Origin of the sequence: Vibrio rotiferianus, assembly GCF_002214395.1 — a bacterium.
In the GTDB taxonomy this organism is placed as follows: domain Bacteria; phylum Pseudomonadota; class Gammaproteobacteria; order Enterobacterales; family Vibrionaceae; genus Vibrio; species Vibrio rotiferianus.
Map to the genome: position 1 here is coordinate 221965 of NZ_CP018312.1, position 26590 is coordinate 248554.

21 protein-coding genes are annotated in these 26590 nt (G+C 46.8%); 12 read left to right on the forward strand and 9 right to left on the reverse strand.

Going from position 1 to position 26590, the window contains the following annotated elements:
• Window positions 1–13 precede the first annotated feature (13 nt).
• The 8 genes from BSZ04_RS10045 to tldD all read left to right on the forward strand — a co-directional run bounded on the left by BSZ04_RS10045 (window position 14) and on the right by tldD (window position 10883).
• Window positions 14–1057: a rod shape-determining protein gene (locus BSZ04_RS10045; protein ID WP_005381144.1), complete on the forward strand. Its 1044-nt coding sequence runs from the start codon at window positions 14–16 to the stop codon at window positions 1055–1057.
• Between the two features lie 180 nt (window positions 1058–1237).
• Window positions 1238–2128, forward strand: coding sequence for a rod shape-determining protein MreC (gene mreC, locus BSZ04_RS10050; RefSeq protein ID WP_088880333.1), 891 nt, complete (start codon window positions 1238–1240; stop codon window positions 2126–2128).
• Entirely contained in the window at window positions 2118–2606 is a 489-nt protein-coding gene (gene mreD / locus BSZ04_RS10055) for a rod shape-determining protein MreD (RefSeq protein WP_088880334.1), read from the forward strand. Before mreC ends, mreD begins: the two co-directional genes overlap by 11 nt.
• 4 nt (window positions 2607–2610) lie before the next feature.
• Entirely contained in the window at window positions 2611–3180 is a 570-nt protein-coding gene (locus BSZ04_RS10060) for a Maf family protein (protein ID WP_010450474.1), read from the forward strand.
• A gap of 19 nt (window positions 3181–3199) precedes the next feature.
• A complete protein-coding gene (gene rng / locus BSZ04_RS10065; protein WP_071236282.1) occupies window positions 3200–4669 on the forward strand; it encodes a ribonuclease G in 1470 nt (489 codons plus the stop codon).
• A gap of 11 nt (window positions 4670–4680) precedes the next feature.
• A complete protein-coding gene (locus tag BSZ04_RS10070; protein ID WP_088880335.1) occupies window positions 4681–8565 on the forward strand; it encodes a YhdP family protein in 3885 nt (1294 codons plus the stop codon).
• Between the two features lie 39 nt (window positions 8566–8604).
• Window positions 8605–9426 carry a carbon-nitrogen hydrolase family protein gene (locus BSZ04_RS10075; RefSeq protein ID WP_088880336.1) on the forward strand — a complete coding sequence of 274 codons (822 nt, stop codon included), beginning with the start codon at window positions 8605–8607 and terminating at the stop codon, window positions 9424–9426.
• A gap of 11 nt (window positions 9427–9437) precedes the next feature.
• Window positions 9438–10883, forward strand: coding sequence for a metalloprotease TldD (gene tldD / locus BSZ04_RS10080; protein WP_010450465.1), 1446 nt, complete (start codon window positions 9438–9440; stop codon window positions 10881–10883).
• A gap of 172 nt (window positions 10884–11055) precedes the next feature.
• On the opposite strand, the gene BSZ04_RS10085 is transcribed toward tldD, so the two are convergent.
• The gene (locus BSZ04_RS10085; RefSeq protein ID WP_045391589.1) at window positions 11056–12432 is read right to left on the reverse strand and encodes a PhoH family protein; all 1377 of its coding nucleotides are present in this window, start codon (window positions 12430–12432) and stop codon (window positions 11056–11058) included.
• Window positions 12433–12980: 548 nt separating this feature from the next.
• Here BSZ04_RS10085 and rapA point away from each other — a divergent pair.
• Window positions 12981–15890, forward strand: a complete 2910-nt coding sequence (gene rapA / locus BSZ04_RS10090; RefSeq protein ID WP_010450456.1) for an RNA polymerase-associated protein RapA — start codon at window positions 12981–12983, stop codon at window positions 15888–15890.
• Window positions 15891–15982: 92 nt separating this feature from the next.
• On the opposite strand, the gene BSZ04_RS10095 is transcribed toward rapA, so the two are convergent.
• Complete coding sequence (locus BSZ04_RS10095; RefSeq protein WP_088880337.1) at window positions 15983–17248, reverse strand: Nramp family divalent metal transporter; 1266 nt, start codon at window positions 17246–17248, stop codon at window positions 15983–15985.
• A 238-nt stretch (window positions 17249–17486) separates the two neighbouring features.
• On the opposite strand from BSZ04_RS10095, the gene rluA reads away from it, so the two are divergent.
• Window positions 17487–18239, forward strand: coding sequence for a bifunctional tRNA pseudouridine(32) synthase/23S rRNA pseudouridine(746) synthase RluA (gene rluA / locus BSZ04_RS10100; RefSeq protein ID WP_088880338.1), 753 nt, complete (start codon window positions 17487–17489; stop codon window positions 18237–18239).
• A gap of 32 nt (window positions 18240–18271) precedes the next feature.
• The gene (locus BSZ04_RS10105) at window positions 18272–19234 is read left to right on the forward strand and encodes a D-2-hydroxyacid dehydrogenase (RefSeq protein WP_088880339.1); all 963 of its coding nucleotides are present in this window, start codon (window positions 18272–18274) and stop codon (window positions 19232–19234) included.
• A 65-nt stretch (window positions 19235–19299) separates the two neighbouring features.
• Here BSZ04_RS10105 and yjgA read toward each other — a convergent pair whose 3' ends face one another.
• Complete coding sequence (yjgA, locus tag BSZ04_RS10110; protein WP_010450448.1) at window positions 19300–19824, reverse strand: ribosome biogenesis factor YjgA; 525 nt, start codon at window positions 19822–19824, stop codon at window positions 19300–19302.
• 110 nt (window positions 19825–19934) lie between these two features.
• Between yjgA and pmbA the strand changes: the two genes are divergently transcribed.
• Window positions 19935–21278: a metalloprotease PmbA gene (gene pmbA, locus BSZ04_RS10115; protein ID WP_010450446.1), complete on the forward strand. Its 1344-nt coding sequence runs from the start codon at window positions 19935–19937 to the stop codon at window positions 21276–21278.
• A gap of 83 nt (window positions 21279–21361) precedes the next feature.
• Here the strand turns inward: pmbA and mgtE are convergent, their stop codons facing one another.
• The 6 genes from mgtE to BSZ04_RS10145 form a co-directional block, all read right to left on the reverse strand.
• Window positions 21362–22717: a magnesium transporter gene (mgtE, locus tag BSZ04_RS10120; protein ID WP_010450444.1), complete on the reverse strand. Its 1356-nt coding sequence runs from the start codon at window positions 22715–22717 to the stop codon at window positions 21362–21364.
• Window positions 22718–23148: 431 nt separating this feature from the next.
• Window positions 23149–23424, reverse strand: a complete 276-nt coding sequence (locus BSZ04_RS10125; protein WP_045391601.1) for an HPr family phosphocarrier protein — start codon at window positions 23422–23424, stop codon at window positions 23149–23151.
• A gap of 2 nt (window positions 23425–23426) precedes the next feature.
• Window positions 23427–24290, reverse strand: coding sequence for an RNase adapter RapZ (gene rapZ, locus BSZ04_RS10130; RefSeq protein WP_088880340.1), 864 nt, complete (start codon window positions 24288–24290; stop codon window positions 23427–23429).
• Between the two features lie 14 nt (window positions 24291–24304).
• Window positions 24305–24751, reverse strand: coding sequence for a PTS IIA-like nitrogen regulatory protein PtsN (gene ptsN, locus BSZ04_RS10135; RefSeq protein ID WP_010450439.1), 447 nt, complete (start codon window positions 24749–24751; stop codon window positions 24305–24307).
• A 2-nt stretch (window positions 24752–24753) separates the two neighbouring features.
• Window positions 24754–25041: a ribosome hibernation promoting factor gene (gene hpf / locus BSZ04_RS10140; RefSeq protein ID WP_010450437.1), complete on the reverse strand. Its 288-nt coding sequence runs from the start codon at window positions 25039–25041 to the stop codon at window positions 24754–24756.
• Window positions 25042–25065: 24 nt separating this feature from the next.
• Entirely contained in the window at window positions 25066–26541 is a 1476-nt protein-coding gene (locus tag BSZ04_RS10145; RefSeq protein ID WP_038884578.1) for an RNA polymerase factor sigma-54, read from the reverse strand.
• Window positions 26542–26590: the final 49 nt, after the last annotated feature.

Here is a 26590-nt window from a genome sequence, read left to right on the forward strand (position 1 = left end):
ATGAGCGAAGAGTATGTTTAAAAAACTTCGTGGCATGTTTTCTAACGACCTATCTATCGATTTAGGTACTGCCAACACTCTAATTTACGTAAAAGGACAGGGTATTGTCCTAGATGAACCTTCTGTAGTTGCTATTCGTCAAGATCGTGTAGGTTCTGCAAAAAGCGTTGCTGCTGTCGGTCATGCAGCAAAACAAATGCTTGGTCGTACGCCAGGTAATATCTCAGCTATCCGTCCAATGAAAGACGGCGTTATCGCTGACTTCTACGTAACAGAAAAAATGCTTCAGCACTTCATTAAACAAGTGCACGACAACAGCATCCTTAAACCAAGCCCACGCGTACTTGTTTGTGTTCCTTGTGGTTCTACTCAAGTTGAGCGTCGTGCGATTCGTGAATCTGCACTAGGTGCTGGTGCGCGCGAAGTTTACCTAATTGATGAGCCAATGGCGGCGGCAATTGGTGCTGGCCTGCGCGTATCTGAGCCAACAGGTTCAATGGTGGTTGATATCGGTGGTGGTACAACTGAAGTTGCGGTTATCTCACTAAACGGTGTGGTTTACTCTTCTTCTGTACGTATCGGTGGTGACCGCTTTGATGAAGCTGTGATCAACTACGTGCGTCGTAACTACGGCAGTTTGATCGGTGAAGCAACGGCTGAAAAGATCAAACACGAAATCGGTTCTGCATACCCTGGCGATGAAGTTCAAGAGATCGAAGTGCGCGGTCGTAACCTTGCAGAAGGTGTGCCACGCAGCTTTAGCCTGAACTCAAACGAAATCCTAGAAGCGCTACAAGAGCCGCTATCTGGCATCGTATCAGCAGTGATGGTTGCACTAGAACAGTGTCCACCAGAACTAGCATCGGACATCTCTGAGAACGGTATGGTTCTTACAGGTGGTGGTGCACTACTGAAAGATCTCGATCGCCTCCTAATGGAAGAAACGGGTATTCCAGTGGTTATCGCCGAAGATCCACTAACGTGTGTTGCTCGTGGTGGCGGTAAAGCACTAGAAATGATCGACATGCACGGTGGCGATCTTTTCTCTGAAGAATAAGTAAGAGTGTGAAGCCCTTCTATACAGGGCTTCATTTTCTTGTTCACGACTCTTATTAATCCACTCATGCTACAAGCTTATTTTCTGATTGGAATCAAACGATTACTCATCTACTCTGCTCAGCAATAAGGTTGCCAAACAAAGGCCAATGATGATAGTAGCGATCAGGTCAAAAACAAGATGAAACCGATTTTTGGCAGAGGCCCCTCTCTGCAATTCCGTCTTTTTTTTGCTGTCATAGTTTCTGCTAGTTTAATGCTTGCTGACAGTCGTCTAGACACATTCTCAAGTGTCCGATACTTACTTAATAGTATGGTGGCACCTATTCAATATGCCGCTAACTTGCCTCGTACCATGTTTGATGGGGCGTTTGAACGCATGAATACCCGCCAAACGTTGCTTGAAAACAGCCGCAGTCTTAAGCGCGAGGTGCTACGCCTTAAGAGTGAACTTATCTTGCTTGACCAATACAAAGAAGAAAACCAACGTCTGCGCAAGCTGCTAGGGTCTTCATTTGTGCGTGACGAGAAGAAAGTGGTTACCGAAGTTATGGCGGTAGATACTTCACCATATCGTCATCAAGTGGTGGTTGATAAAGGCAAGATCGACGGCGTATATGTTGGCCAACCAGTGATCAATGAAAAAGGTATTGTCGGTCAAGTGACGTTTGTTGCTGCGCACAATGCTCGCGTGCTATTACTCACTGATGCAAAGAACGCCATCCCAGTACAGGTGATTCGTAACGATATACGAGTCATTGCGTCAGGAAATGGTGAGATTGATGAAATTCAACTAGAGCATATTCCGACTAGTACCGATATCCAAGTGGGGGACTTATTGGTTACTTCTGGCCTAGGCGGTATTTACCCTGAAGGTTACCCCGTTGCGAATGTGACAGTCGTCGATCACGATACTCGACAAGAGTTCGCTTCTATTAAAGCGGAGCCTGTGGTTGAGTTTGACCGCTTAAGATACTTGCTGCTGATTTGGCCGAATGAAGACAGACAACACAAAGTTTTGCAGTCGAATGCAGAAGAAGACACAGAACATGAGGTAAGCAATGGCCAATAGTGTATTTCGAAGCCGTCTCGTCATTGGTGTTAGCTTTTTTGTCGCTTTAACATTGCAGACGATCCCTTGGCCGGGGGTATTGGACTTACTAAGACCTTCTTGGCTGTTTCTCGTGACCTGTTATTGGGTACTGGCACTACCTAACCGTGTCAATGTCGGCTCAGCTTTGGTGCTGGGTTTATTGTGGGATATTTTGATAGGCTCTACGCTTGGTATTCGCGGCATGATGATGTCGATAGTGATATACCTAGTTGCGCTGAACTTTCTCGTTATTCGCAATATGGCACTGTGGCAGCAGTCAATATTAATTGCTGCTTTGACTGTGCTTTTAGAAGTATTGATATTCTGCGGGGAATATTTGAATCAAGACGTAGTATTTAATCCATTATCTCTGTGGACGGCTGCAATTAACTGTATACTCTGGCCATGGATGTTTTTGTTGATGCGACGGATTCGTCGTTTATGGCACGTAAGGTAGCGTTTTGATTAAAGGCTTGTCTCTGGTTCTCGCTTCGGGATCCCCGAGGAGAAAAGAACTGCTTGCTCAGTTAGGTTATGAATTTGATATTGTACTTCCTGATATAGAGGAAGCAAAACAAGATCATGAGCAGGCAAAAGACTACGTGTTGCGTCTCTCTACGGAAAAGGCCCAAGCAGGCTTAGCATTAGCTAAGCCTGATTCGATTGTATTGGGTTCAGATACTGTGGTGGTGTGCGATAACCAAGTGTTAGAGAAGCCCAAGAGTTATGCTGATTCTAAGCGAATGCTAGATCTCCTATCTGGACGCCAACATCAAGTCATGACAGCAGTCAGTGTCGTGTCTTCCGAACAACAACGTTCAGTGGTTGTCATCACTGATGTATGGTTTAAGAACCTGACCGAAGAAGAAATACAACAATATTGGCAGTCAGGGGAACCATGCGATAAAGCTGGCAGTTACGGTATTCAAGGCCTCGGGGGACGATTTGTCACTCGTATAGAAGGAAGTTATCACGCCGTAGTGGGCTTACCTCTTTTTGAAACTGACCAGCTACTCCAAGAATTTTTATAATTGTTTTTGAGGTGTGCACATGAGTGCAGAGTTGCTGCTAAACGTGACCCCGAGTGAAACTCGCGTGGCCATGATTGAAGGTGGAGTGCTACAAGAAGTTCATATAGAACGAGAATCCCGTCGTGGTATCGTTGGCAATATCTATAAAGGCAAAGTAAGCCGTGTATTACCTGGTATGCAAGCGGCGTTTGTTGATATTGGCTTAGATAAGGCGGCATTCCTACACGCGTCAGATATCGTTCCTCATACTGAATGTGTGGCTGAGAACGAAAAACAACAATTTCAGGTTCGAGATATTTCTGAATTGGTTCGCCAGGGACAGGATATTGTTGTTCAGGTAGTGAAAGATCCACTTGGTACCAAAGGTGCCCGCCTGACAACGGATATTACCCTTCCTTCTCGTTATTTAGTCTTTATGCCTGGTGCCAGCCATGTTGGCGTTTCTCAACGTATTGAAAGCGAAAGTGAGCGTGAGCGTTTAAAGAAAGTCGTGAATCATTACTGTGATGAGCACGGCGGCTTTATCATTCGTACTGCAGCAGAAGGTGCAGATGAGAAGGAACTGTCGCAAGACGCTGCATTCTTGAAGCGCTTGTGGCAAAAAGTGATGGAGCGTCGTTCAAAATACAAAACTCGTTCTACCTTGTACGGTGAACTAGGTTTAGCGCAACGTATCCTGCGTGATTTTGTCGGCACTGAGCTTGATAAAGTCATGGTCGATTCTCGCCTTGAGTACGAGAATCTAAAAGAGTTTACCTCGGAGTATGTGCCAGAGTTAACGGATAAGCTTGAGCTTTACGAAGGTGATAAGCCTATCTTCGATATGTATGACACCGAGAACGAAATCCAACGTTCTTTGGAGCGCAAAGTTGAACTCAAGTCTGGTGGTTACCTGATTATTGACCAAACGGAAGCCATGACCACGGTCGACATCAATACCGGTGCGTTTGTTGGCCGCCGTAACCTTGAAGAAACAATCTTTAATACTAACGTTGAAGCGACTCAAGCTATCGCCCGTCAACTGCGTCTGCGTAACCTAGGCGGTATTATCATTATCGACTTTATCGATATGGCATCAGAAGAGCACCGTAAGCGAGTACTAACCTCGCTTGAAACGGCGTTATCGAAAGACCGAGTGAAAACCAACATTAATGGCTTTACTCAGCTTGGTTTGGTTGAGATGACGCGTAAGCGCACGCGTGAAAGTATTGAACATATCCTTTGTTCAGGTTGTCCTACTTGTGAAGGGCGTGGCAGCGTTAAAACTGTAGAAACAGTGTGCTACGAGATCTTGCGTGAAATAACTCGAGTTAATCGTGCTTACGACGCCGATAACTTTGTTGTGTATGCTTCACCATCGGTTGCAGAAACGCTACTTGGTGATGAGTCTCATGCCTTAGCTGAATTAGAAGTCTTTATTGGTAAGCAAGTGCGCATTCAAGCTGAGCCTCTTTATATTCAAGAGCAGTTTGATGTTGTGATGATGTAATTGGAATATTTGTGAATTCTGGTTTTAACCGTTTCGGACGCGTTATTGCGTGGGGTGTAGTGACAATTTTGGTATCGTTGGCCATTCTTGTCACCACGTTACGTATAGCGCTGCCACAACTTAATCACTTTCAAGATGAAATCAAAACCTGGGTCAAGCAAGGCACAGGTTTTGACTTTTCTATCGCTAGCGTGAGTGGCGCATGGCGAAACAGTCACCCTTCAATCGCCCTGCAAGGTCTTCAGGCGAATCTACCAAACAACCAAGATGCAAGCTTCGCTGTTGATGAGATTCAAATTGAGTTTGACCTTATCCAGTCACTCTTGTCACTTAAGCCAGTTGTTGCTGACTTAACTATTCGAGATTTAGCGTTAGATATCCGAAATATTGACTTTCTATCAATAGAAGAGCGTCCAACGGCACCGGAAAAACCTGAATTAAGAAGTAATGAGTCGACTCTTATTGATAAGTTAGATTCGTTACTATTACGCCAATTTGAAGATTTTACTATTACCACATCTCAAGTTTGGTATAAGTCCATCTCAGGTGAAACTCGTCGTTTAGATATCGAACAACTCCGCTGGAGTAACCAAGGTAAGCATCACTTAGCCGAAGGTACAGTGAGCATTGCCGATGCGAGTCTCAATTCATTGTTAGTGCGCGCTAACTTCACAGATCATGGATCGTTGCGTGATGTCTCCGGCGAGTTTTATGTGAGTGCTCAAGAGGTTTCTGTGACACCTTGGCTAACGACTTACATGCAAAATGAATCTGGCGTGGAGTCGGGCAAAGTCAGCCTCAACACTTGGCTTACACTAAGACATAGCCAACCGAGTTATGCTTACGTCGATCTGCAGCCGTCTGAGCTGGTGTGGAATGAGAAAGGTCGCCACGAATTGCTCGTAGAGTCGGGTATTTTCAAGCTTTCACCAGATAAAAAGGGTTGGAAAGTAAATGGTCACTCACTAAAAGTCCGCACGGATGACAGGCCATGGCCTGAATTGGATGTGGCTTTTGATTGGCAGCCAGATGGTTGGTTACTCAACCTTTCTCAATTGGATATTGAAGCGCTAACACCTTTGGTGAAATTGGCGCCAAAGTCTGAATCTACTACCGATTTCCTCGATAAGCTCGCGCCAAAGGGGCGAGTGGAAGACATTCGTCTAGCAATGAATGGTGGTTTAGATACGCTGCGTTACTCTGCTGAAGTGGATGAGCTAGGTTTAACCCAATGGGAACTGCTTCCGGGTTTCAATCATGTGCAAGGTAAGGTGGCGGGTAACCTAGATCAAGCAAAAGCAAAAGTCACGGTGATCGATGATGTTTTCCCGTATGGTGATGTGTTTCAAGCCCCTTTGAATATTAAGCAAGGTGAAGTGGACATCATTTGGCAGCAAGATGAAGAGGGCTGGCGTCTGTGGTCGGACAAAGTGACCGCGGCGACACCGGATCTACAGGTGCTTGGCGCATTCCGTTTGGATTTCCCGAAAGAGCAAAGTCCATTCCTGTCGTTTTATGCCGAAGCGGATCTCTATAATGCGGGCGAAACTTGGCGTTATCTACCGACACTGGCACTTGGACAAGATCTGACAGATTACCTATCTACTGCGATTCAAGGTGGTAAGGTCAATACCGCAAAACTACTTTGGTATGGCGAACTGGGTGATTTTCCATACAAAGAGCACAATGGCATGTTCCAAGCTTGGGTTGGGCTAAAGGATGCAAAGTTCAGTTTTGATACTGCGTGGCCAACCATTACCAACTTACAACTGGATCTGTTATTTGAAAATGATGCGATGTATTTGGATTCCAAATCGGCGACATTGAATGGTGTTAAAGCCAAACGTATCACAGGGCGCATTCCCGAATTGGCCGAAGGTGGTCACATCGAAATTGAGGCCAAAGCAAGCGCGTCAGGGAATGAAGTTCGCGATTACATGATGGCAACCCCATTAGTTGACTCTGTTGGGGCTGCATTGACGGCATTGCAAGTAAGTGGTCCGGTTTATTCAGAGTTTCAGTTAAATATTCCATTTGATATGGAAAAAGATGCGCGAGCTTGGGGGTACGCGGATCTTAAAAATAATCGTGTTGATATTGATGCGCCACCAATGCGACTAGAAAGTGCGACAGGGCGAATCAAGTTTGATAACGATGTTGTGACGACATCGGGCTTATCTGCCAAGTTGTTAAACCAACCCATCTCTCTCGATTTTCGTGGGGAGAATGCTGAGCAAGGCTATAACGTGACCATTAACACCTTGGGGGATTGGGAAGTCGACCCGCTAAAACCCTACTTAGGTGAACGTTGGCTAAATTTAGTTTCTGGTCATGCGCCTTGGCAGATGGATGTTGAGCTTCAACTCAATGATGTTGGTTTTACTTACCAAGTGGATGTCATTGCGAAACTGAACCAATTAGCAAGCGAATACCCATATCCATTAGCTAAGGCGACTGGAGAAGCAGGCACAGCAAAGTTACAAGCTTCAGGTAATCAAGAAGTGATTTCTGCTCGCTTGCAATTACCAAGTGCGAAATATCAAACTGAAATCGATATTACTGGTAACGTTCCTGAGCTTACTGCGACCAATCTTGTGATCGGGAATGGCGGCTTTAGAATGAATCCAATTGTTGGTCACCATGCTTCAATTCGCTTGGATGAGCTGAGCATCGATCGCTGGGCTGAACTGATGCATGTTCCTGTAAGTGACCAGCCATCTGTGCTCTCTGAGATGGCGACGCCGGCTATCCCTAAACCAACTAATATAGATTTAGACGTACAAACACTTCAATTGGCTGGTATTGAATTTCACGATGTCGATCTAACTGCTCGTAAGAAGAACTTAAGCTGGCTATTGGATGTGGATAGTCAGGAGGTAAAAGGGAAAGCGAATTACCTCAAGCCTTATGATTTATCGGTTTCACTTGAACACTTGCATCTTTATATTCCTGGCTTCGATGAGATGACAAAAGAGCGCAACTCGCTGTTTGCCAGTGAAGATCAAGCTGCACCGCTTATCTCAAATTTTGATCGTAAGTTCCATGCTGAGATGCCGAACTTGACCTTGAATATTGATGACTTCTGGTTGCAAGGTTACAAGGTCGGTAAGGTTAACGTAGATCTTGAACGTCGTGATAACCGCCTTGAGTGGAAAAATGTCACCTTCAGTAGTGGCCAGAACCGAGTCGATATGAATGGCTGGTGGGAGCTAACCAAGGAGCGCAGTCACTCGAATCTTACCATGAAGGTTCAAGGTGAAAACAACAGTGACTTAATGGAGCGCTTTGGTATTACTTCTGGCATACAACAGGCTCCATTCGAAATTGATGCACAATTAGATTGGGATGGTGCTCCGTGGGCAATGAAAACGCAGAGCTTGCAAGGAGAGGTTTCTAGTGAGTTTGGCAAAGGCGTGATCACTGAAGTCAGCGGTGCTGCGCGATTGTTAGGTCTGTTTAGTCTCGATTCTATCATTCGTAAGATGCAGCTCGACTTTACCGATGTATTCGACAAAGGCATGGCTTTTAACTCAATTACGGGCACAGGTAAAATCCAAGACGGTGTGTTTATCACCAACGATATTGTGATGGATGCCTTGGCTGGTGAAATGCAGATCCGCGGTATTGCTGATATGAACACACGTTTGGTTGATGCGGAAGTGAAGTTCACTCCAGACATTACATCAGGTATTCCAATGCTGACAGCATTTGCAGTCGCCCCTCAAACAGCGCTGTATGTACTGGCGATTTCGACGGTGATTTCTCCTGTAGTAGAGGTCTTCACGCAAGTAAACTATGAAGTGAAAGGTCCACTGGATTCACCTACTGTAAAAGAGATTTCACGAAGCAAAGGCGAATACAAGTTGCCAGAAAAGCTGCGCGAACAAGCGAAATAATCGCGCAGTTACTCTTCTTACGTACAAGGAATAGAGAACATGGAACGTGTTGGCATCATTCAAATGACATCCGGCCCAGATATCGAGGAGAATCTGGACTTCATTGCCAAGCAGTGTGCATTGGCTGCCGAGCAAGGTGTTAAGCTGGTTGTGACGCCAGAGAACGCCACACAGTTTGCCAACCGAGAGGCGTATCACCAGAATGCAGAAGCCTTGGGTGACGGTCCGATTCAACAGCGTTTATCTGATATCGCACAGCACAACCAACTGACTTTAATCGTGGGCAGTATGCCGATTCGTACTGAGCAAGGTGTGACTACTACAACGTTGGTTTTCTCACCACAAGGCGAGTGCATTGCTAACTACGATAAGCTGCATATGTTTGATGTGGATGTCGCCGATGGACATGGCAGTTATCGTGAGTCGGATACCTTTACTGCTGGCAATCGCATCGTGACGGCAGAGACCAATATTGGTACGGTAGGCTTAAGTATTTGCTACGACGTACGCTTTCCTGAATTGTTTAAAGCGCTACGCTTAGCAGGCGCTCAAGTGATCATTGTGCCGGCAGCTTTTACCGCTGTCACGGGTGAAGCGCATTGGGAAATACTGCTAAGAGCACGAGCGATAGAAACCCAATGCTGGGTTCTTGCCTGTGGGCAAACGGGGGCGCATCCTTGTGGTCGCCAAACTTGGGGGCACTCCATGGTGATTGACCCTTGGGGAAGCGTTCACCAACAATTGAATGACCAAGTAGGATTGCTGGTGGCGGAGATAGATTTGTCACACAACCAGCAAGTAAGGCAGAATATGCCGCTGACTCAACACAGTCGCTTTCAAAATGAATTGAAACGGAAATAAAAGAGCTAACTATGAGCATAAACCAAATAGAACAGGCACTCCTTGCCCCAAACGGTCTGACAGAGCAAGACATCGCTGACACACTAGCGAGCATTGCGACGCGCCAGATCGATTATGCGGACATTTACTTTCAGTCCAGCTGGCACGAGTCTCTCGTTCTAGAAGACAGCATCATTAAAGATGGCTCTTTCAATATTGACTGTGGTGTCGGTGTACGAGCAGTCACAGGCGAGAAAACCGGTTTCGCCTATTCAGACCAAATTCAACTAGAAGGTTTGAAGCAAAGTGCAATTGCAGCGCGTGGTATTGCGCAGCAAGGTCAAAACGGCAAAGTGCACGCGTTCAAGCGTTCTGATAACCAAGCTTACTACGATGCGGTAAACCCACTAGCAAGCTGGGAAAAACAACAAAAAACCGAACTGTTGTTGTCTCTAGATGCGTACATCCGTACCAAAGAGCCAATGATCAAAGAAGTATCTATCAGCATCAGTGGTGTGCATGAGCAAATGCTAGTGGCAGCAACCGATGGTACTTATGCTGGGGATATTCGTCCGCTTGTTCGCCTGTCAATCAGTGTTCTTGCTGAAAAAGGCGATCGCCGTGAACGCGGTAGCGCTGGTGGCGGTGGTCGTTTCGGTTACGACTTCTTCCTGTCTGAAACAGACGGTGTGAAGCAAGCCTTCCAATTCGCTGATGAAGCGATTCGTATGGCGCTAGTGAACTTAGAAGCAGAAGCAGCACCTGCAGGCATGATGCCTGTGGTACTTGGTTCTGGCTGGCCGGGCGTATTGCTGCACGAAGCGGTAGGCCACGGTTTAGAGGGAGACTTCAACCGTAAAGAGTCATCCGTATTTTCTGGCAAAATGGGTGAACAAGTGACGTCTCCGCTTTGTACTATCGTGGATGATGGCACTCTGAAAGATCTGCGTGGCTCATTGAATGTGGATGATGAGGGCGTGAACGGTCAATACAACACACTAATCGAAAATGGTGTCCTAAAAGGCTACATGCAAGATAAGTTGAACGCACGTCTGATGGGTGTAAACCCAACAGGTAACGGTCGCCGCGAATCATATGCGCATCTGCCAATGCCACGTATGACTAACACTTACATGTTACCGGGTGAGCACACGCCAGAAGAGATCATCTCTACGGTGAAGAAAGGTCTATACGCACCAAACTTTGGTGGCGGTCAGGTGGACATCACGTCAGGTAAATTCGTGTTCTCTGCATCGGAAGCGTACTTGATTGAAGATGGCAAAATCACTCGCCCAGTGAAAGGCGCAACGCTTATTGGCTCTGGCATTGAGGCGATGCAGCAAGTTTCTATGGTGGGCAACGACCTAAGCATCGACAGAGGTGTTGGCGTGTGTGGTAAAGCAGGTCAAAGCGTACCGGTTGGCGTTGGTCAGCCAACATTGAAGCTAGATTCCATTACCGTTGGTGGCACTGAGTAAGCATTAGCTACCAATTAGCTATGGCGTTAAAGATCGTCATTCCCTACCGCGACGAAGGAGCGATGATAGGGAATCTCGACTTTTAGCCTAGAGCATCAAACGTTAAGCTATTAAAGAATAAAAGAGCGCTCACTGAGCGCTCTTTTTGTTTTTAAGGGAAGGAAAATAGTTATTATAAGTTCTCTTCGGCAAACTCTGCCAAGCGACTGCGCACCACACCGTTGAGATGAATGTTGGCGCTGCCTTCAAAGTTCTTGAAGCGTTCAACCATATAAGTCAAACCAGACGTCACAGGTGTGAGGTAATGGGAGTCAATTTGTGCCAAGTTACCCGAACACACAATCTTCGTCCCTTCACCACAACGGGTGATGATGGTTTTGATTTGTGAAGCGGTTAAGTTCTGACACTCATCGAGCAGGACAAATGCATTCTGGATCGAGCGACCACGCATAAAGTTAATCGACTTAAACTGAATGTTGGCTTTATCACAGATGTACTTCATGGATCCTTCGGTGCAGTGGTCGTTCTTATGCAGAGCTTCCAAAGTATCGGTCACCGCTGCCAACCACGGCATCATTTTCTCTTCTTCCGAGCCTGGCAAGAAACCAATCGACTCACCAATGTCTGGCGTGTTGCGCGTTACGATGATCTTATCGAACATGCCTTTTTCAATGGTTTGTTCCAGTGCAGCTGCCATGGCAAGGAGCGTTTTACCACTACCTGCCGCACCAGTCAGAATCACCAAATCAATGTCTGGATCGAGTAGGGCATCCATTGCCATGCCTTGATAGATGTTTTTCGGTGTAATGTCCCAAGCACGTCGATGCATCATGCGCTCACGACTGAGATCGAGTAGCGTGACTTTATCTTCATTGATGGTTTCTACTCGTCCTACAAAATCACTCTCCTCATCAATCACGTATTGATTAATAAAGGTCGGCTCGAACGGCTCGCGACTGAGTTTGTGGAATGTTTTTCCGCCCAGCGCATAGCTATCAACTTCATCAACACCACTCCAAAAATCGCCTTCACGTTGTTGGAAGCCTTTGGTGAGGTATTGGATATCATCAATCAGTTGATCCGTACGATAGTCCTCAACGAAGCGTACACCTGCACCTTTGGCTCGCAAACGCATGTTGATGTCTTTGGTTACGAGCACAACTTCTCGTGGTGCACGTTTATTTTGCAGGTAAAGCACCGCATTGAGGATGCGGTTGTCACCGGCTTTGTCGGCGAAGGCTTTGACGGTTTCCTGCAATTCGAAGTCCGCCAAAATAGAGATGGTGCCTTGGGAAGAGGTGTCTTTAGCAACCGGAATACCTTCAGAGATTTCATCCGGTGTTGCGTCTTTAAACAGATCTTCCAAGGCGCGAATAGCAACGCGTGCATCCCTTGCTACATCGCGTTTACTGTCTTTGATTCGGTCGAGTTCTTCCAACACGGTCATTGGAATGACGACATCGTGTTCTTGGAAAGAGAAGATGGCGAAGGGTTCATGAAGAAGAATGTTAGTATCGAGTACAAACAGTTTCCGATCGGTATCGCCCATAGCGTCTCCTTGCCGCAGTGCGGCTTTGCTGGCTAAAAGTTAAGAAGGAAAGTTCTTCCTAACTCTAATTGCTTGCAATAGAGGTTGTCGGGCAATGTCGGTTAGTGCGCAACCGAGTAGCAAGACAACTTACTAGCAAACCCGTGTTGATCCTAATCGTGTACTTAATGCGCTCAAATCATGTTCAATGATTCTTAGCGCCCCTTAATAGAAGTATACGTAATATTTACTTCTTACAACTCAATAATTGTCATGAGTTTTTTACAATTTGATTGCATTCCTAATTCAGGAAAAAAAGTTTGCCCTTACAGCCGTTTCGACGTGACCTAAATCACAGCTTCAAGTAAGATTAGCGACCTTTTTCTGGGCATAGGCTATGAGAGAATTATTATGCTTAGCTGGCTTAAAAATGTTCAGCAATAGTGGCATGACAAGCTCGATTGGCATAGCAGAAGCCAGAATCAGATCTAAACTATTACCCATGCCTTCGGGTGTGAGTAGACCAACAAGAAATACGAATCAAGAACTAATAACGAGGTAGTCAATTCATGACATTTGCTTTGGGGCAGCGCTGGATTAGCGATACGGAAAGCGATTTAGGTTTAGGTACCGTAGTAGCAATGGATGCTCGTACTGTGACATTGATGTTTGCAGCATCAGAGGAAAACCGAGTTTACGCACGTAACGATGCACCAGTTACCCGAGTAACGTTCAACGTCGGTGATGTCATCGATTGCCAAGAAGGTTGGTCATTAAAAGTTGAAGAAGTACTGGAAGATGAAGGTCTATACACCTATTTCGGTACTCGTGAAGACACGCAAGAGACGGCGATCGTGTTGCGTGAAATCTTCCTAAGCAACCACATTCGTTTTAACAAGCCGCAAGACAAGTTGTACGCAGGTCAAATCGACCGCATGGACAACTTTGTACTTCGCTACCGTGCGCTACAAAACCAATTTGAACAACACAAGAGCCCAATGCGTGGTCTGTGTGGCATGCGCGCAGGTTTGATCCCTCATCAGCTTTACATCGCGCACGAAGTCGGTCGTCGTCACGCGCCTCGCGTTTTGCTCGCGGACGAAGTAGGTCTAGGTAAAACCATCGAAGCGGGCATGATCATCCATCAGCAAGTGCTGTCAGGTCGTGCTGAACGTATTCTGATCGTGGTACCTGAGACACTACAACACCAGTGGCTGGTAGAGATGATGCGTCGTTTCAACCTGCACTTTTCTATCTTCGATGAAGAGCGTTGTATTGAAGCCTTTGCAGAAGCTGAAAACCCATTCGATACACAGCAATACGTGCTGTGTTCACTAGACTTCCTACGTAAGAGCCGCAAGCGTTTTGAACAAGCGTTAGAAGGCGAGTGGGATCTGTTGGTTGTCGATGAAGCGCACCATCTAGAGTGGAGCCAAGACAAACCAAGTCGAGAATATCAAGTGGTAGAAGGTTTGGCAGAACGCACAGCGGGTGTGTTACTGCTAACCGCAACGCCAGAGCAGCTAGGCCGAGAGAGCCACTTCGCTCGTCTACGTCTGCTAGATCCAGACCGCTTCTACGATTACGACGCATTCGTTGAAGAAGAAGAGCAATACGCACCAGTAGCGGATGCTATTACGTCGCTGTTCTCTGGTGAGAAGCTGCCTGACGAAGCGAAAAACCAAATTACAGAACTGCTTTCTGAACAAGATGTCGAGCCGCTATTCCGCATTATCGAAAGCGACAGCGATGAAGAAGCGAAAGCGTCAGCGCGCCAAGAGCTGATCGATAACCTGATGGACCGTCACGGTACAGGCCGCGTTCTGTTCCGTAACACGCGTGCTGCAATCAAAGGCTTCCCGAAGCGTAACGTACATCTAATGCCAATGGACATTCCACAGCAGTACACCACTTCAATGCGTGTATCAGGCATGATCGGCGGCAAGATGACACCAGAAGCGCGCGCGGTGAAGAACCTTTACCCAGAAGAAATCTTCCAAGAGTTTGAAGGTGAAGAGTCAAGCTGGTGGCAATTCGACTCACGTGTTAACTGGCTACTTGAGAAAGTAAAAGAGAAACGCAGCGACAAAGTACTGGTTATCGCCTCTCGTGCAAGCACCGCGCTGCAACTTGAGCAAGCATTACGTGAGCGTGAAGGTATCCGTGCCACCGTATTCCACGAAGGTATGTCGATCCTTGAGCGTGACAAAGCCGCTGCGTACTTCGCGCAAGAAGAGGGCGGTGCACAGGTACTAATCTGTAGCGAGATCGGCTCAGAAGGTCGTAACTTCCAGTTTGCTAACCAGCTTGTGATGTTCGATTTGCCGTTTAACCCAGACTTACTAGAGCAGCGTATTGGTCGCCTAGACCGTATCGGTCAAAACCGTGATATTGACATCCATGTGCCTTACCTTAAAGGTACGTCGCAAGCGATCCTTGCTCGTTGGTTTGATGAAGGTCTGAACGCGTTCTCTGAAACCTGCCCGACAGGTCGCGCGGTTTACGACAAGTACTCTGATGCACTGATTGAAATGTTGGCGTCTGGCGATACTTCAAACCTTGATGAAGTGATTGAAGAATCTGCAAAGATGAACAAAGAGCTGAAATCACAACTTGAGCAAGGCCGTGACCGTCTACTAGAGATGCATTCAAACGGTGGCGAGAAAGCGCAGCAAATTGTTGAAAAGATTTCATCGACAGATGGTGACACAAACCTAGTAACGTTTGCACTGTCTCTGTTTGACACCATTGGCTTAAACCAAGACGACAAAGGCGAGAACGCACTTGTGGTAACGCCGTCTGAACATATGATGGTACCAAGCTACCCAGGTTTGCCATACGAAGGTGCCACCATCACGTTTGATCGTGATACGGCGCTCTCTCGTGAAGATATGAACTTTATCAGCTGGGAACACCCAATGATTCAAGGTGGTATCGACTTGCTGATGAGTGAAGGTGTCGGTACGTCTGCGGTTTCTCTATTGAAGAACAAAGCGCTACCAGTAGGAACTATCTTACTTGAGCTGGTTTACGCGGTGGATGCACAAGCGCCAAAACGCAGCGGTATTACTCGCTTCCTTCCAAAGACGCCAATTCGCATGATGATGGATGCTCGTGGCAACGATCTGTCTTCTCAGGTTGAGTTTGAAGGCTTTAACCGTCAGCTTAGCCCGGTAAACCGTCACCTTGGTAGCAAGCTTGTTACTTCAGTACAGAAAGATGTTCATCATCTGATTGAGGCGGGCGACGCGTTGGTTGAGCAGAAAGTGGAAGAGGTACGTCAGCAAGCGCATCAAGACATGCAACAAAGCTTGAATGCAGAACTTGAGCGTCTACAAGCACTGAAAGCGGTTAACCCGAACATCCGTGACGAAGAGATTGAATCGATTGAAGAACAAATCAAAGAGCTAACAGGTTACATCAACCAAGCTCAGGTTCAGCTAGATTCGCTACGTCTGATTGTGGTTAGCCACAACTAGTCAGCGTTCAAACACACAAAAAAAGGTCTTCAATTGAAGACCTTTTTCTTTATCTGAGGGTTGTTTACCTCAGTGGCTCAGTAAATAGCTAATTACATTAGCCACTTCCACCAAATAAACAGTGCTAAGAAGCCGAATAAGTAAACCAAGCCAGCAATCGATAACCACTTCAATTTACGACCCAGCGCTAATGGTTTAGGTAAGTCTGTTTTGCTTACCAGAATGTAGTTCAATAGCGCGAAAAACGGTGTCGTCATAAACGCCAGCACCATGGCAAAGTTCAGCATTGGTAGCAGTGCTGAAGCCCAGAACACCACAATGCCTAATGCTAATACCGATACCGTGAGCATGATCGCCGACGTCGCTTTTGGATCGGTCTCTGGTTGTGAACGCAGTAAGCGTTGAGAGTCTGAGATCACGCGAGAGTAACCGTCGATCACGGTGATTGTACTGCCGAAGATGCAGAAGAATGCAATCACCGCAATTAGGTAGCGTGACCACTCACCAATAGTCGCAGCGTACAAGCCGACAAGCTGGTGGGAGAAGCCCACGCCAGAGCTCTTAAGCTCAATGCCGGAACCATGCAGCATCAATGCACCTAGCGATACAAATACCAACGCCAATACTGCCGTACCAATGTAGCCTACGTTGAAATCAAACAGGGCTGATTTCGCTGTCACTTCTTGTTGGCTGGTTTGGCGTTTTAACCACGCAGAGGTTAAACATGAGATCTCGATTGGTGCTGGCATCCAACCCATGGTCACGACGATAAAGCCGATAGCAGCAATTGACCACGGAGAAGGGGATTCAAAGTTCGCAACAGGCTCTACCGGATTACCAAACGCAATCGCTACTGCTAGTAATGTCGCAATGGTCAGTATTGTCATGATGACTTTTGAGAGCGTATCCAGCGCTTTGTAATGACCAGCAAATAGGATCACCAAGCACGTGACCAATACAATGATGCTGAGTGACGCCATCGACAATGAAAATGGAATGAAGTAACCCAACAAGCTAGCACTGAACATCAAAAGTGCTGCTGTGTTGATCACCGCAGAAACCGAGCTGAGGAATAAGAACAGCCACAGGTAGGGGCGACCAAGCTTAGCGTAGCCTTCAACTAAGGTTTTGCCAGTGCCCATAGTGTATTGTACGCCGGCTCGGAAAAATGGGTATTTAAAAAGGTTCACCAGCAGGATAAGCACAGCGAGTTGCCAGCCATAAATGGCACCGGCCTTAGTTGAAGCTACAAGGTGAGAACCACCTACTGCTGCTGAAGCCATCAGAATGCCGGGACCCAACGAGCGTACAAATTGGGAGATTTTGGATTGGGGTTGATCTGGTACTGCCGATTCCATTTGTTATTGTCCTTGTTCATCAACGATGAACTATAAGTAACATGCCCAGCATGGTTGTCAATTTAATTTTACAAGTTGTTTTGTTTTTATTTTTGTTGGTGATTTGACTTGTTGTTTTTCTTTGTTTCAAAAAGTTATATCGACCCTTATTGGCGATAAAATTAAACGTGTTTTGTGCATGCATCTTGAGGGCTCTTGGGTATAATCAGCGCGTTTTTATTCTGTAGAGATCCTGCCCATGGCAATGCTTGAGTACAATCCACCAACCGAACCCTGGATTGATGTCGTTTTTGAAGATGAGCAAATATTGGCTGTGAATAAGCCATCGGGTTTGCTCTCTGTACCGGGGCGTCTCGCTGAGCACTATGACAGCATGTGGAGTCGACTCACTGAGCAGTATCCAGATATTCAAGTCGTGCATCGCTTAGATATGTGCACTTCCGGTTTGATGGTACTGGCGAAGAACAAACGTGCAGAAAGCGCGTTAAAGAAACAGTTTCAATACCGATTGACGCACAAGATCTACTACGCGCGCGTTTGGGGGCACATAGAGCAAGAAGAGGGTGAGATTGACCTGCCGTTGATTTGCGATTGGCCTAATCGTCCGTTGCAGAAAGTGTGTTTTGAAGATGGCAAACCATCTAAAACGCTTTTCCAAGTAGCGAAGCGAGAAGAACATCCTGATGGCTCCAAGACGACAATTGTACGCTTACTGCCTATCACAGGTCGCTCACACCAATTGCGTGTCCACATGCAAGCATTAGGCCACCCGATTGTGGGCGATGAGTTCTATGCAACTGAAGAAGCGAAAGCCTTCTCTGAACGACTTGAATTACATGCTGCTGAGCTGAGCTTCTACCATCCGAAAACCGATTGGGTGCGAAGCATTTTTGTCCCTTGTGATTTTTACCCGGAAGCGGAAGCGATGATCTTTGACTATTTCGACCCAGCGCGTAAATTACCAGATTACAAAACACTGCCACGTCCATAAATTCATCTTTAGGCAGTGAACAAGGAGTTGTTATGTCACTGCCTAAAGTGGTCTTCCTCGACCGCGCGACCATCCCCGTTCAAATTCAGGTGCCCCGCCCGAGCTTTGCCCATGATTGGGTGGAATACGAGCTGACTTCTCAAGAGCAAGTGATTGAGCGTCTCACTGATGCGGATATCGTGATCAGTAACAAAGTGGTGCTCGACCAAGCTGTTCTCTCTCTACTTCCTAATCTTAAGATGATTGCCGTGGCGGCCACGGGGTTCAACAACGTCGATATCAACTATTGCGCTGAGCACAATGTTGCGGTCGCGAACGTACGTGGTTATGCGACCCGCTCTGTGCCAGAACACGTTATCGCGATGCTGTTTGCTTTGCGCCGTAACTTGTTTGGTTATCACCAAGATATCGCAGCGGGCGAGTGGCAACGCAATAAACAGTTCTGTTTCTTTACGCATCCGATTGGAGACGTTGCAGGTAGCACTTTGGGTGTGGTTGGCAGCGGCGCATTAGGTCAAGCAACCGCACAATTGGCAAAAGCATTGGGCATGAATGTGTTGTTTGCCGAGCGTAAAGGCGTAACTGAGTGCCGAGAAGGTTATGTTTCTTTTGCTGATGTTCTTGAGCAAGCGGACGCCATCACATTGCATTGCCCTTTGAATGATGAGACGCAAAACTTGATTGGCGCGGCGGAGCTTAAGCAGATGAAGCCTACGTCAATTTTGATTAATACTGGACGTGGTGGCTTGGTGGATGAGCAAGCTTTGGTGGACGGCTTAAAGCAAGGTGAGATTGCTGGTGCTGGGGTTGATGTCTTTACCCAAGAGCCCGCCAATGAGAATAATCCGCTGATTGCCAATATGCACTTGCCGAACCTATTGCTGACGCCACACGTTGCCTGGGGTAGTGACTCATCGATTCAGCGTTTGGCTGAGATTCTGATTGAAAATATTAACGCCTTTGAACGCGGTGAAAGTCTCAATCGCTTGGCGTAATAGCAGAAAATCGGCATGAAAAAAGCAGACACAAAGGTCTGCTTTTTACGTTCTTAAGCGTTGAATTACATTTCTTCTTCAAACGCTTTAAGAATTTGGAAGATTTCACGGTAAGATTTTGCTGGTTTACCGGCTTTCTTCTCTTTCGCTGCTTGGCGAGCAAGTTGACGTAGACGTTGACGATCCGCTTCTGGGTACAGTTCCATTACGTCATCAATCGCTTTATCGCCTTCTTCCACAACGCGATCACGCAGCGCTTCTAGCTTGTGCAGAGCGGCAGTCGCTTGTGAGTGCTTGTTGCGGATTTTATCCAGTGCCGCTTGGATTGGTTCTGGATCTTCGTAACGCATTAGTTTACCAATACGTTGTAGCTGACGACGACGCGCTTCGTTTTTAAAGCGTTGTGCATCAGCAACCGCTTCTCGTAGGTCTTCGCTCAATGGAAACTTATCTAGAACAGCTGGCTTTAGGCCTACAAGCTCTTCACCTAGCTTTTGCAGCTCTTCCATGTCTCGCTTCATCTCGGATTTACTTACCCAGATGATCTCTTCTTCTGGTTCCCATGGCGCTTTTTGATTCTTACGTGCCATTTCAGTTGCCTGTGTTTTGATTAATATTATGACTATTTTAACAAGAATCGTGGGGAGAAAGCGAAATTCTTGTTATTCTATTGTGCATCGAATACATGATGTGAAAGACAATGGATATTAAACAGCAGGTTGCTGAGCAACGTACCGAGCTAGAACAAGCCGTTTCACGTGCACTAGAAATCGCTGCGGCGAAGTCTGATGCCGCTGAAGTCGCAATCACCAAGAGCACGGGTTTGAGTGTTTCCACTCGCATGGGTGACGTGGAAAACGTTGAATTCAATAGCGATGGCGCACTGGGTATCACCGTCTACCGTGGTCAACGCAAAGGCAGTGCTTCCACATCTGACTTGAGTGAAGCTGCTATCGAGCAAACGGTCTTAGCGGCGCTAGACATTGCTCAATACACATCAGAAGACCCATTCGCAGGTCCTGCTCCAAAAGAATACATGGTGAAAGAGGTACCAGACTTAGACCTTTTCCACCCAGATGCTCCCGATCCAGACTACGCAGCGCAAGTCGCGATTGCTGCTGAAAAAGAAGCATTGAACTACAGCGATGCGATTAAGCAAAGCGATGGGGCGAGCTACGATAGTCACTACGGCGTAAAAGTGTACGGTAACAGTCACGGCTTGCTAGCCAGCTATGCATCCAGCCGTCATAGCACCAGCTGTTGTGTGATTGGTGTGGGTCAAAACGGCGAGATGGAACGTGATTACAGCTACACCGTTGCGCGTCATCGTGATGATCTTTGGACACCAGAAACTGTTGGTCGCAACGCTGCAGAGAAAACCATCAGCCGCCTTGATGCGCAAAAGCTTAAGACAGGCAAATACCCGGTGATGTTTGCTGCGGATGTAGCAACCGGCTTGATTGGTCACCTAGTGATGGCAATCAGCGGTGGCAACCTATACCGCAAGTCTTCTTTCCTATTGGATCATCTTGGTAAGCAAGTATTGCCTGAGTGGTTCAACATTTCTGAGCGTCCACACGTACTACGTGGATTGGCTTCCAGCCCGTTCGATAGCGAAGGTGTATACACGCAAGATCGTGAAATCATCACCGATGGTGTTTTAGCTACTTACTTGCTAACCAGCTATGCCGCTCGCAAGATGAAGATGGACCCCACGGGGCACGCTGGTGGTATCCATAACTGGTACGTGAAGTCGACAGGTCAAAACTTCGAGCAAATGCTAAAAGAGCTTGGCACCGGTCTACTGGTAACAGAAACCATGGGTCAAGGCGTGAACGTTGTCACGGGCGATTACTCTCGCGGTGCTGCAGGTTTCTGGGTTGAAAACGGTGAAATCCAATACCCAGTGTCTGAAATTACTATTGCGGGTAATTTGAAAGACATGTTCAATCAGATTGTGGCTGTGGGTAGCGACGTAGAAACACGCTCACAAATCCAAACAGGTTCTATCTTGTTGGATACCATGAAGGTTGCTGGTGAGTAAGCTCACTAACCGCTAGATACGAAAAAGCCTGATGTGTTCATCAGGCTTTTTTATTGTTTGTTACCGACAGGTCATTACTGAGGCTAAATCATCAAGGTCGCGAGACCGAGGAAAACTGAAAGACCAATCACGTCGGTCACTGTCGTCAGCGCCATACCACCAGCCAGTGCTGGGTCGATGTTCATCTTCTTCAGTAGTATTGGGATAGTTACACCCGCAACACCTGCCACAAGCAGGTTGGTCAGCATGGCTGCCGAGATAATCCCGCCAAGCATCCAGTTACCTTTCCAGGCTACTACAATACCACCGATGATCAGCGCCCACATGATGCCGTTCAGCAAGCCGATAGCCGCTTCTTTCATCAACAGTTCGCGTTTGTTCGAGTCACCGATATGACCGAGTGCTAAGCCACGGATCACAAGCGCAACGGTTTGGTTGCCTGCTACACCACCCATTGAAGGTACGATCGTCATCAGGACGGCAATCGCAGCCATTTGGTCTAGAGTCGCTTCAAACATGTTGGAGACAGAAGCAGCGGCTAGTGCAGCAAGTACGTTGGCACCAAGCCAAATACTACGTTTGCGAGCAGACTTTACTACAGGCGCGAAGGTATCTTCGTCGTCATCCATACCCGCCATACTCATCATTGAGTGCTCAGCATCTTCGCGGATAACGTCGACCACGTCATCGATGGTGATACGACCAACGAGGTGCTGGTTTTCATCCACAACCGGAGCAGATACCCAGTTACGACGCTCAAACAGGCTTGCTACGTCAGAGTCACTAGTATCAACAGTAATCGCATCATCCGCATCTTCCATCACTTCACTGACTTTGACATCAGGTTGCGTGGTGATCAGCGTCGTGATCGGTAGTTCACCAATCAGTTTGCTCTCATCATCAATGACGTACAGCGCGTCAGTTGCTTCAGGCAGCTCGCCTTTCATACGCAGATAACGCAGGACAACATCCACATCAACGTCACCACGAATGGTGATTACGTCGGTGTTCATCAGTCCACCCGCGGTATCCTCAGGGTAGGATAGGGCGGTTTCCACGCGCAGACGATCGGCAGAGTCCATCTGGGACAGAACTTCACGTGAGACGTCGTCAGGCAAGCTACGCAGTACGTAAGCCACGTCATCGGTGTCCATGCCTTCCGTCGCTTCTGCAAGCGCTTCAGGAGCCATTTTAGACACAAGACTGTCTTTAACGTCTTCGTTTAGCTCGTCAAGAATCTCACCGTAATCTTCTGGATCGGTGAGCTGCCAAAGAACCTCACGACTCTTACGCGGCGAGGCTTCTAAAAGGTGTGCGATATCCTCAGGTTCCATGTCCTGCAGTTGGCGACGAACATGGACAAAGCGACCGTTTTCCAGTGCTTCTGTGACTTCTTGGAGGGCTTGGTGAGCTTGGTCGAATTCTATTTGCTCTGCCATTCATTCCTCCCAATTCCTGATATTTACAATGCTTTGAATAATAACTTAATTCTAGGCACCTTTTAATAACAACTTATGAAAGTCGACAAAATTATTTATCGGAATTTAAGCAGGAGGTGAAAGTTATACCCAAGTGACTTCAAGATGCAGGATTCAGAGCGTTGTCATTGATTCGAGAGCAAGGAAAACAACGCAGTGTAATAGCCAGCTCTTTCCAAGTTGTTTGACGCAGCAATCGGGTCAATGACACGCTCCCAAAGGGCGAGCTGCCTTGGCTTGTATACTTTGTTGTCGATTCTTGATTTAGACCCACTAAACCTTTAAATCGCCGCCGCGTCTACAAACCAAGTCAGTCTCGCTGAACCTAGCATCTCGAGGTTACTTGGGTATATGTGGGATATCTGGCTAGAGATAATAAAAAAGCGAGTGAATCACTCGCCTTCGTCAAATTTATCTTCAATCAAATGGCAAACTGCATCAAGGGCTTGCTCGGATTGGTCACCAATGGCGTGGATAGTCACGTATTGTCCTTGGGCGGATTCCAGCATCAATAAGCCCATGACGCTGTCTGCAGTTGCAGTTTTGTCTTCTTCGTTATCGATGGTGATCACCGCATCGAAGCTCTGTGCCAGTTCGACCAATTTAACCGCTGCACGGGCGTGTAACCCTAAGCGGTTTTGGATCAATACTTTACGACTTAGTTCCACCGTTATTCCTTAACATTCTTTTCCAGTGAAGTGTGGCGAATTTGTACTTGGTGTCCTTTATCCGCAAAGTACTCACCGATTTTTTGAGTGAGATAAACCGAGCGATGTTTGCCACCAGTACAACCAATCGCAACGGTCAGGTAGCTGCGGTTGTTTTTCTCTAATAGAGGCAGCCAAGTCTCAATGAAGCTTTCAATCTGGTATTTTAGGTCAAGTACCGACTGATGCTGCTCTAGGAACGCACCGATCGGAGCATCCAAACCAGTAAGAGGGCGCAACGCAGGCTCCCAATGTGGGTTTGGTAAGAAGCGCACATCAAACACGTAATCTGCATCTGATGGTAAACCGTATTTGAAACCAAATGACTCAAACACCATCACCAAGTCTTTGCGTTCTCGGCCTTCCACACGCATACGTACGGTTTCACTGAGATCATGCAGAGATTGACCGCTACTGTTCAGAACTAAGTCTGCGTGTGCTTTCAGAGGCATTAAGATCTCTTGTTCAAGCTCAATCGCCTGATCAAGTGATAATGACTGACTGCCAAGTGATAGCGGATGAATCCGACGCGTTTCGCTGTAGCGGGTGAGAAGCGTTTCTTTATTCGCATCTAAGAACAGTACCGTAACGTCCAGCTCAGCCTTTAGCTTTTCTAGCGTGGTGTTTAGTTCTTTGAGTTTCTTAGGGATATTTCGAATATCGATGCTTACTGCAACGTTTTGTTTGCTCTCAGAGACTGATTGAACAAACGCGTCGAGTAAGTTGACTGGTAGGTTGTCTACACAGTAATAACCTAAATCCTCAAGTACGCGTAAGGCAACACTCTTCCCGGCACCAGAGTGCCCGCTAACAACGATTAATCGCATGGTGATTGCCTCGATTACTGATGAATCATAATGTCGTAGAGTTCTTCGTCACTCTGAGCTTTACGCAGCATTTTGAGTACTTGCTTATCACTCAAGCGCTCTGCCATAGAGGAAAGTGTTTTGAGGTGCTCTTTGCACTGTTCTTCGGGAACAAGAAGAGCAAAAAGAAGGTCGACAGGTCGGTTGTCGATAGCGTCAAACTCAATTGCTTCGTCGCATTGTAGTAAAACGGCGATAGCTTTGTCGCTGGATTGCATTCTTGCGTGAGGAATAGCAATACCATTACCGATACCAGTACTCCCCATTTTTTCTCTGCTGAGCATACACTCAAACAGTTGTGTAGAATCTTGGCCCGTGTTTTCAGCGACAATCTGACTGATCATCTCTAGGGCACGTTTCTTACTTGTACAATGGACTGCACTTTTGGTGCAGTCCAGTGACAGTATCTCGCTCAATTGCATGATTAATGACTGTTTAGTTTTTCTTTGTGCTTGTTAAGTTGACGAACTAATTTATCCACCAGCGAATCAATTGCTGCATACATATTTTCGTCATTCGATGACGCGTGGATTTCGCCCTGATTTATGTGGAGCGTAGCTTCCGCTATTTGGTTGAGTTTTTCAACTTTTAGTACGACTTGTACTTGATTGATGTGGTCGAAGAACCTTTCGAGCTTCTGAAACTTAGATTGAACATAGTCTTGCATTGAATCGGTAAGATCAACGTGATGGCCTTGAATATTGATTTGCATAGACTTTCCTTTTCAGTTGGTGCCTTAAAGTAGGCGTTTACGCTGACTTGAAGGGGCGATACCCAAGGATTCACGATACTTCGCGATCGTTCGTCTTGCGACTTGAATCCCTTGGTCAGCCAGAAGAGCAGCAATTTTGCTGTCACTCAATGGTTTAGCGGTATTTTCCGCTGCGACCAGTTTTTTTATGAGAGCGCGAATTGCTGTGGACGAACATTCTCCACCATTGTCTGTACTAACATGACTAGAGAAGAAGTACTTCAATTCAAAAATGCCACGTGGGGTATGCATAAACTTCTGTGTAGTCACACGAGAGATCGTTGACTCATGCATGTCCACATCCAATGCTACATCGTTAAGTACCATTGGTTTCATGGCTTCTTCACCATACTCGAAGAAATCTTGTTGATGTTCAACAATACATCTTGCAACTTTGAGAAGCGTCTCGTTTCTGCTTTCTAGGCTCTTGATTAGCCATTTTGCCTCTTGCAAATTGCTGCGAATGTACTGGCTATCCGCACTGTTGCCTTTGCCTAGTTGCGCATATTGTTGATTTACTTTTAGTTTCGGAATGCTGTCAGGGTTTATGGAGACGGTCCATTTACCATGATCTTTAAATACGGACACATCCGGAATGACGTATTCAGTGTCATCGGGTGTGATACGACTACCTGGGCGCGGATCAAGTTGTTGAATCAACTTCAATACTTCACGCAAGTCCGCCTCTTTAAGCTTAGTTTCTTTGATTACCAGCTTGTAGTCGCGATTACCAAGGTGGTCGATATGATCGCTTAACACCATTTTTGCTTCAGCGAGCCACGGCGTGTCTTCAGGGAAGGTCGCCAGTTGCAGTAGCAAGCATTCTTGCAGGTTGCGAGAGGCTACACCAAGTGGGTCAAATTGTTGGATACGCTTACGTACCGCTTCTACTTCATCTAATTCCACTTCTTCGTTATCGAAGCTTTCGTGGATTTCTTCAGGAGAAAGGGTTAGGTAGCCGTAGTCGTCGATGGCATCGATTATCGCGAGGGCGATGGTGCGGTCGGTTTCACTGAAAGGTGTTAAGTCTAACTGCCACATGAGGTAATCGTGCAGCGACTCCGTGGTCTCACCTTGGTAGACTGGCATGTCGTCATCCAGCGCTAGGCCAGTGCTGCCCGTGTTTGCGCTGTATACGTCATCCCAAGTAGTATCAATTTCTAGCTCAGAGCTGATTTCCGATTTTTCAATCACGTCTGAGCTGTCTGGAAGGTCGGGCTCTGAGGCATCGTTGGCTTCGTTCGCACTGTTATCAGCAGATTCAGACGCTGATTTGTCTTCACCATTTGCTTGAGGCTCTTCGTGGCCTTCTTCAACTTCCAGTAACGGGTTGGAGTCCAACGCTTCTTGGATTTCTTGTTGAAGATCGAGCGTCGACAATTGCAACAAACGAATCGCTTGTTGCAGCTGCGGCGTCATGGCTAACTGTTGACCTAGCTTGAGTTGTAATGAAGGTTTCATTCAGTGTTACTTACCTTGTAATGCTCAGAATCTTACCGTTCCTAATGTA

Coding starts and splice junctions, on each gene's coding strand:
- mreD (WP_088880334.1), top strand. CDS start 2,118: ATGGCCAATAGTGTATTTCGAAGCCGTCTCGTCATTGGTGTTAGCTTT.
- pmbA (WP_010450446.1), top strand. CDS start 19,935: ATGGATATTAAACAGCAGGTTGCTGAGCAACGTACCGAGCTAGAACAA.
- ptsN (WP_010450439.1), bottom strand. CDS start 24,751: ATGCAATTGAGCGAGATACTGTCACTGGACTGCACCAAAAGTGCAGTC.
- BSZ04_RS10075 (WP_088880336.1), top strand. CDS start 8,605: ATGGAACGTGTTGGCATCATTCAAATGACATCCGGCCCAGATATCGAG.
- rapA (WP_010450456.1), top strand. CDS start 12,981: ATGACATTTGCTTTGGGGCAGCGCTGGATTAGCGATACGGAAAGCGAT.
- tldD (WP_010450465.1), top strand. CDS start 9,438: ATGAGCATAAACCAAATAGAACAGGCACTCCTTGCCCCAAACGGTCTG.
- rapZ (WP_088880340.1), bottom strand. CDS start 24,290: ATGCGATTAATCGTTGTTAGCGGGCACTCTGGTGCCGGGAAGAGTGTT.
- BSZ04_RS10095 (WP_088880337.1), bottom strand. CDS start 17,248: ATGGAATCGGCAGTACCAGATCAACCCCAATCCAAAATCTCCCAATTT.
- rng (WP_071236282.1), top strand. CDS start 3,200: ATGAGTGCAGAGTTGCTGCTAAACGTGACCCCGAGTGAAACTCGCGTG.
- hpf (WP_010450437.1), bottom strand. CDS start 25,041: ATGCAAATCAATATTCAAGGCCATCACGTTGATCTTACCGATTCAATG.
- mgtE (WP_010450444.1), bottom strand. CDS start 22,717: ATGGCAGAGCAAATAGAATTCGACCAAGCTCACCAAGCCCTCCAAGAA.
- BSZ04_RS10045 (WP_005381144.1), top strand. CDS start 14: ATGTTTAAAAAACTTCGTGGCATGTTTTCTAACGACCTATCTATCGAT.
- BSZ04_RS10145 (WP_038884578.1), bottom strand. CDS start 26,541: ATGAAACCTTCATTACAACTCAAGCTAGGTCAACAGTTAGCCATGACG.
- rluA (WP_088880338.1), top strand. CDS start 17,487: ATGGCAATGCTTGAGTACAATCCACCAACCGAACCCTGGATTGATGTC.
- yjgA (WP_010450448.1), bottom strand. CDS start 19,824: ATGGCACGTAAGAATCAAAAAGCGCCATGGGAACCAGAAGAAGAGATC.
- BSZ04_RS10085 (WP_045391589.1), bottom strand. CDS start 12,432: ATGGGCGATACCGATCGGAAACTGTTTGTACTCGATACTAACATTCTT.
- BSZ04_RS10105 (WP_088880339.1), top strand. CDS start 18,272: ATGTCACTGCCTAAAGTGGTCTTCCTCGACCGCGCGACCATCCCCGTT.
- mreC (WP_088880333.1), top strand. CDS start 1,238: ATGAAACCGATTTTTGGCAGAGGCCCCTCTCTGCAATTCCGTCTTTTT.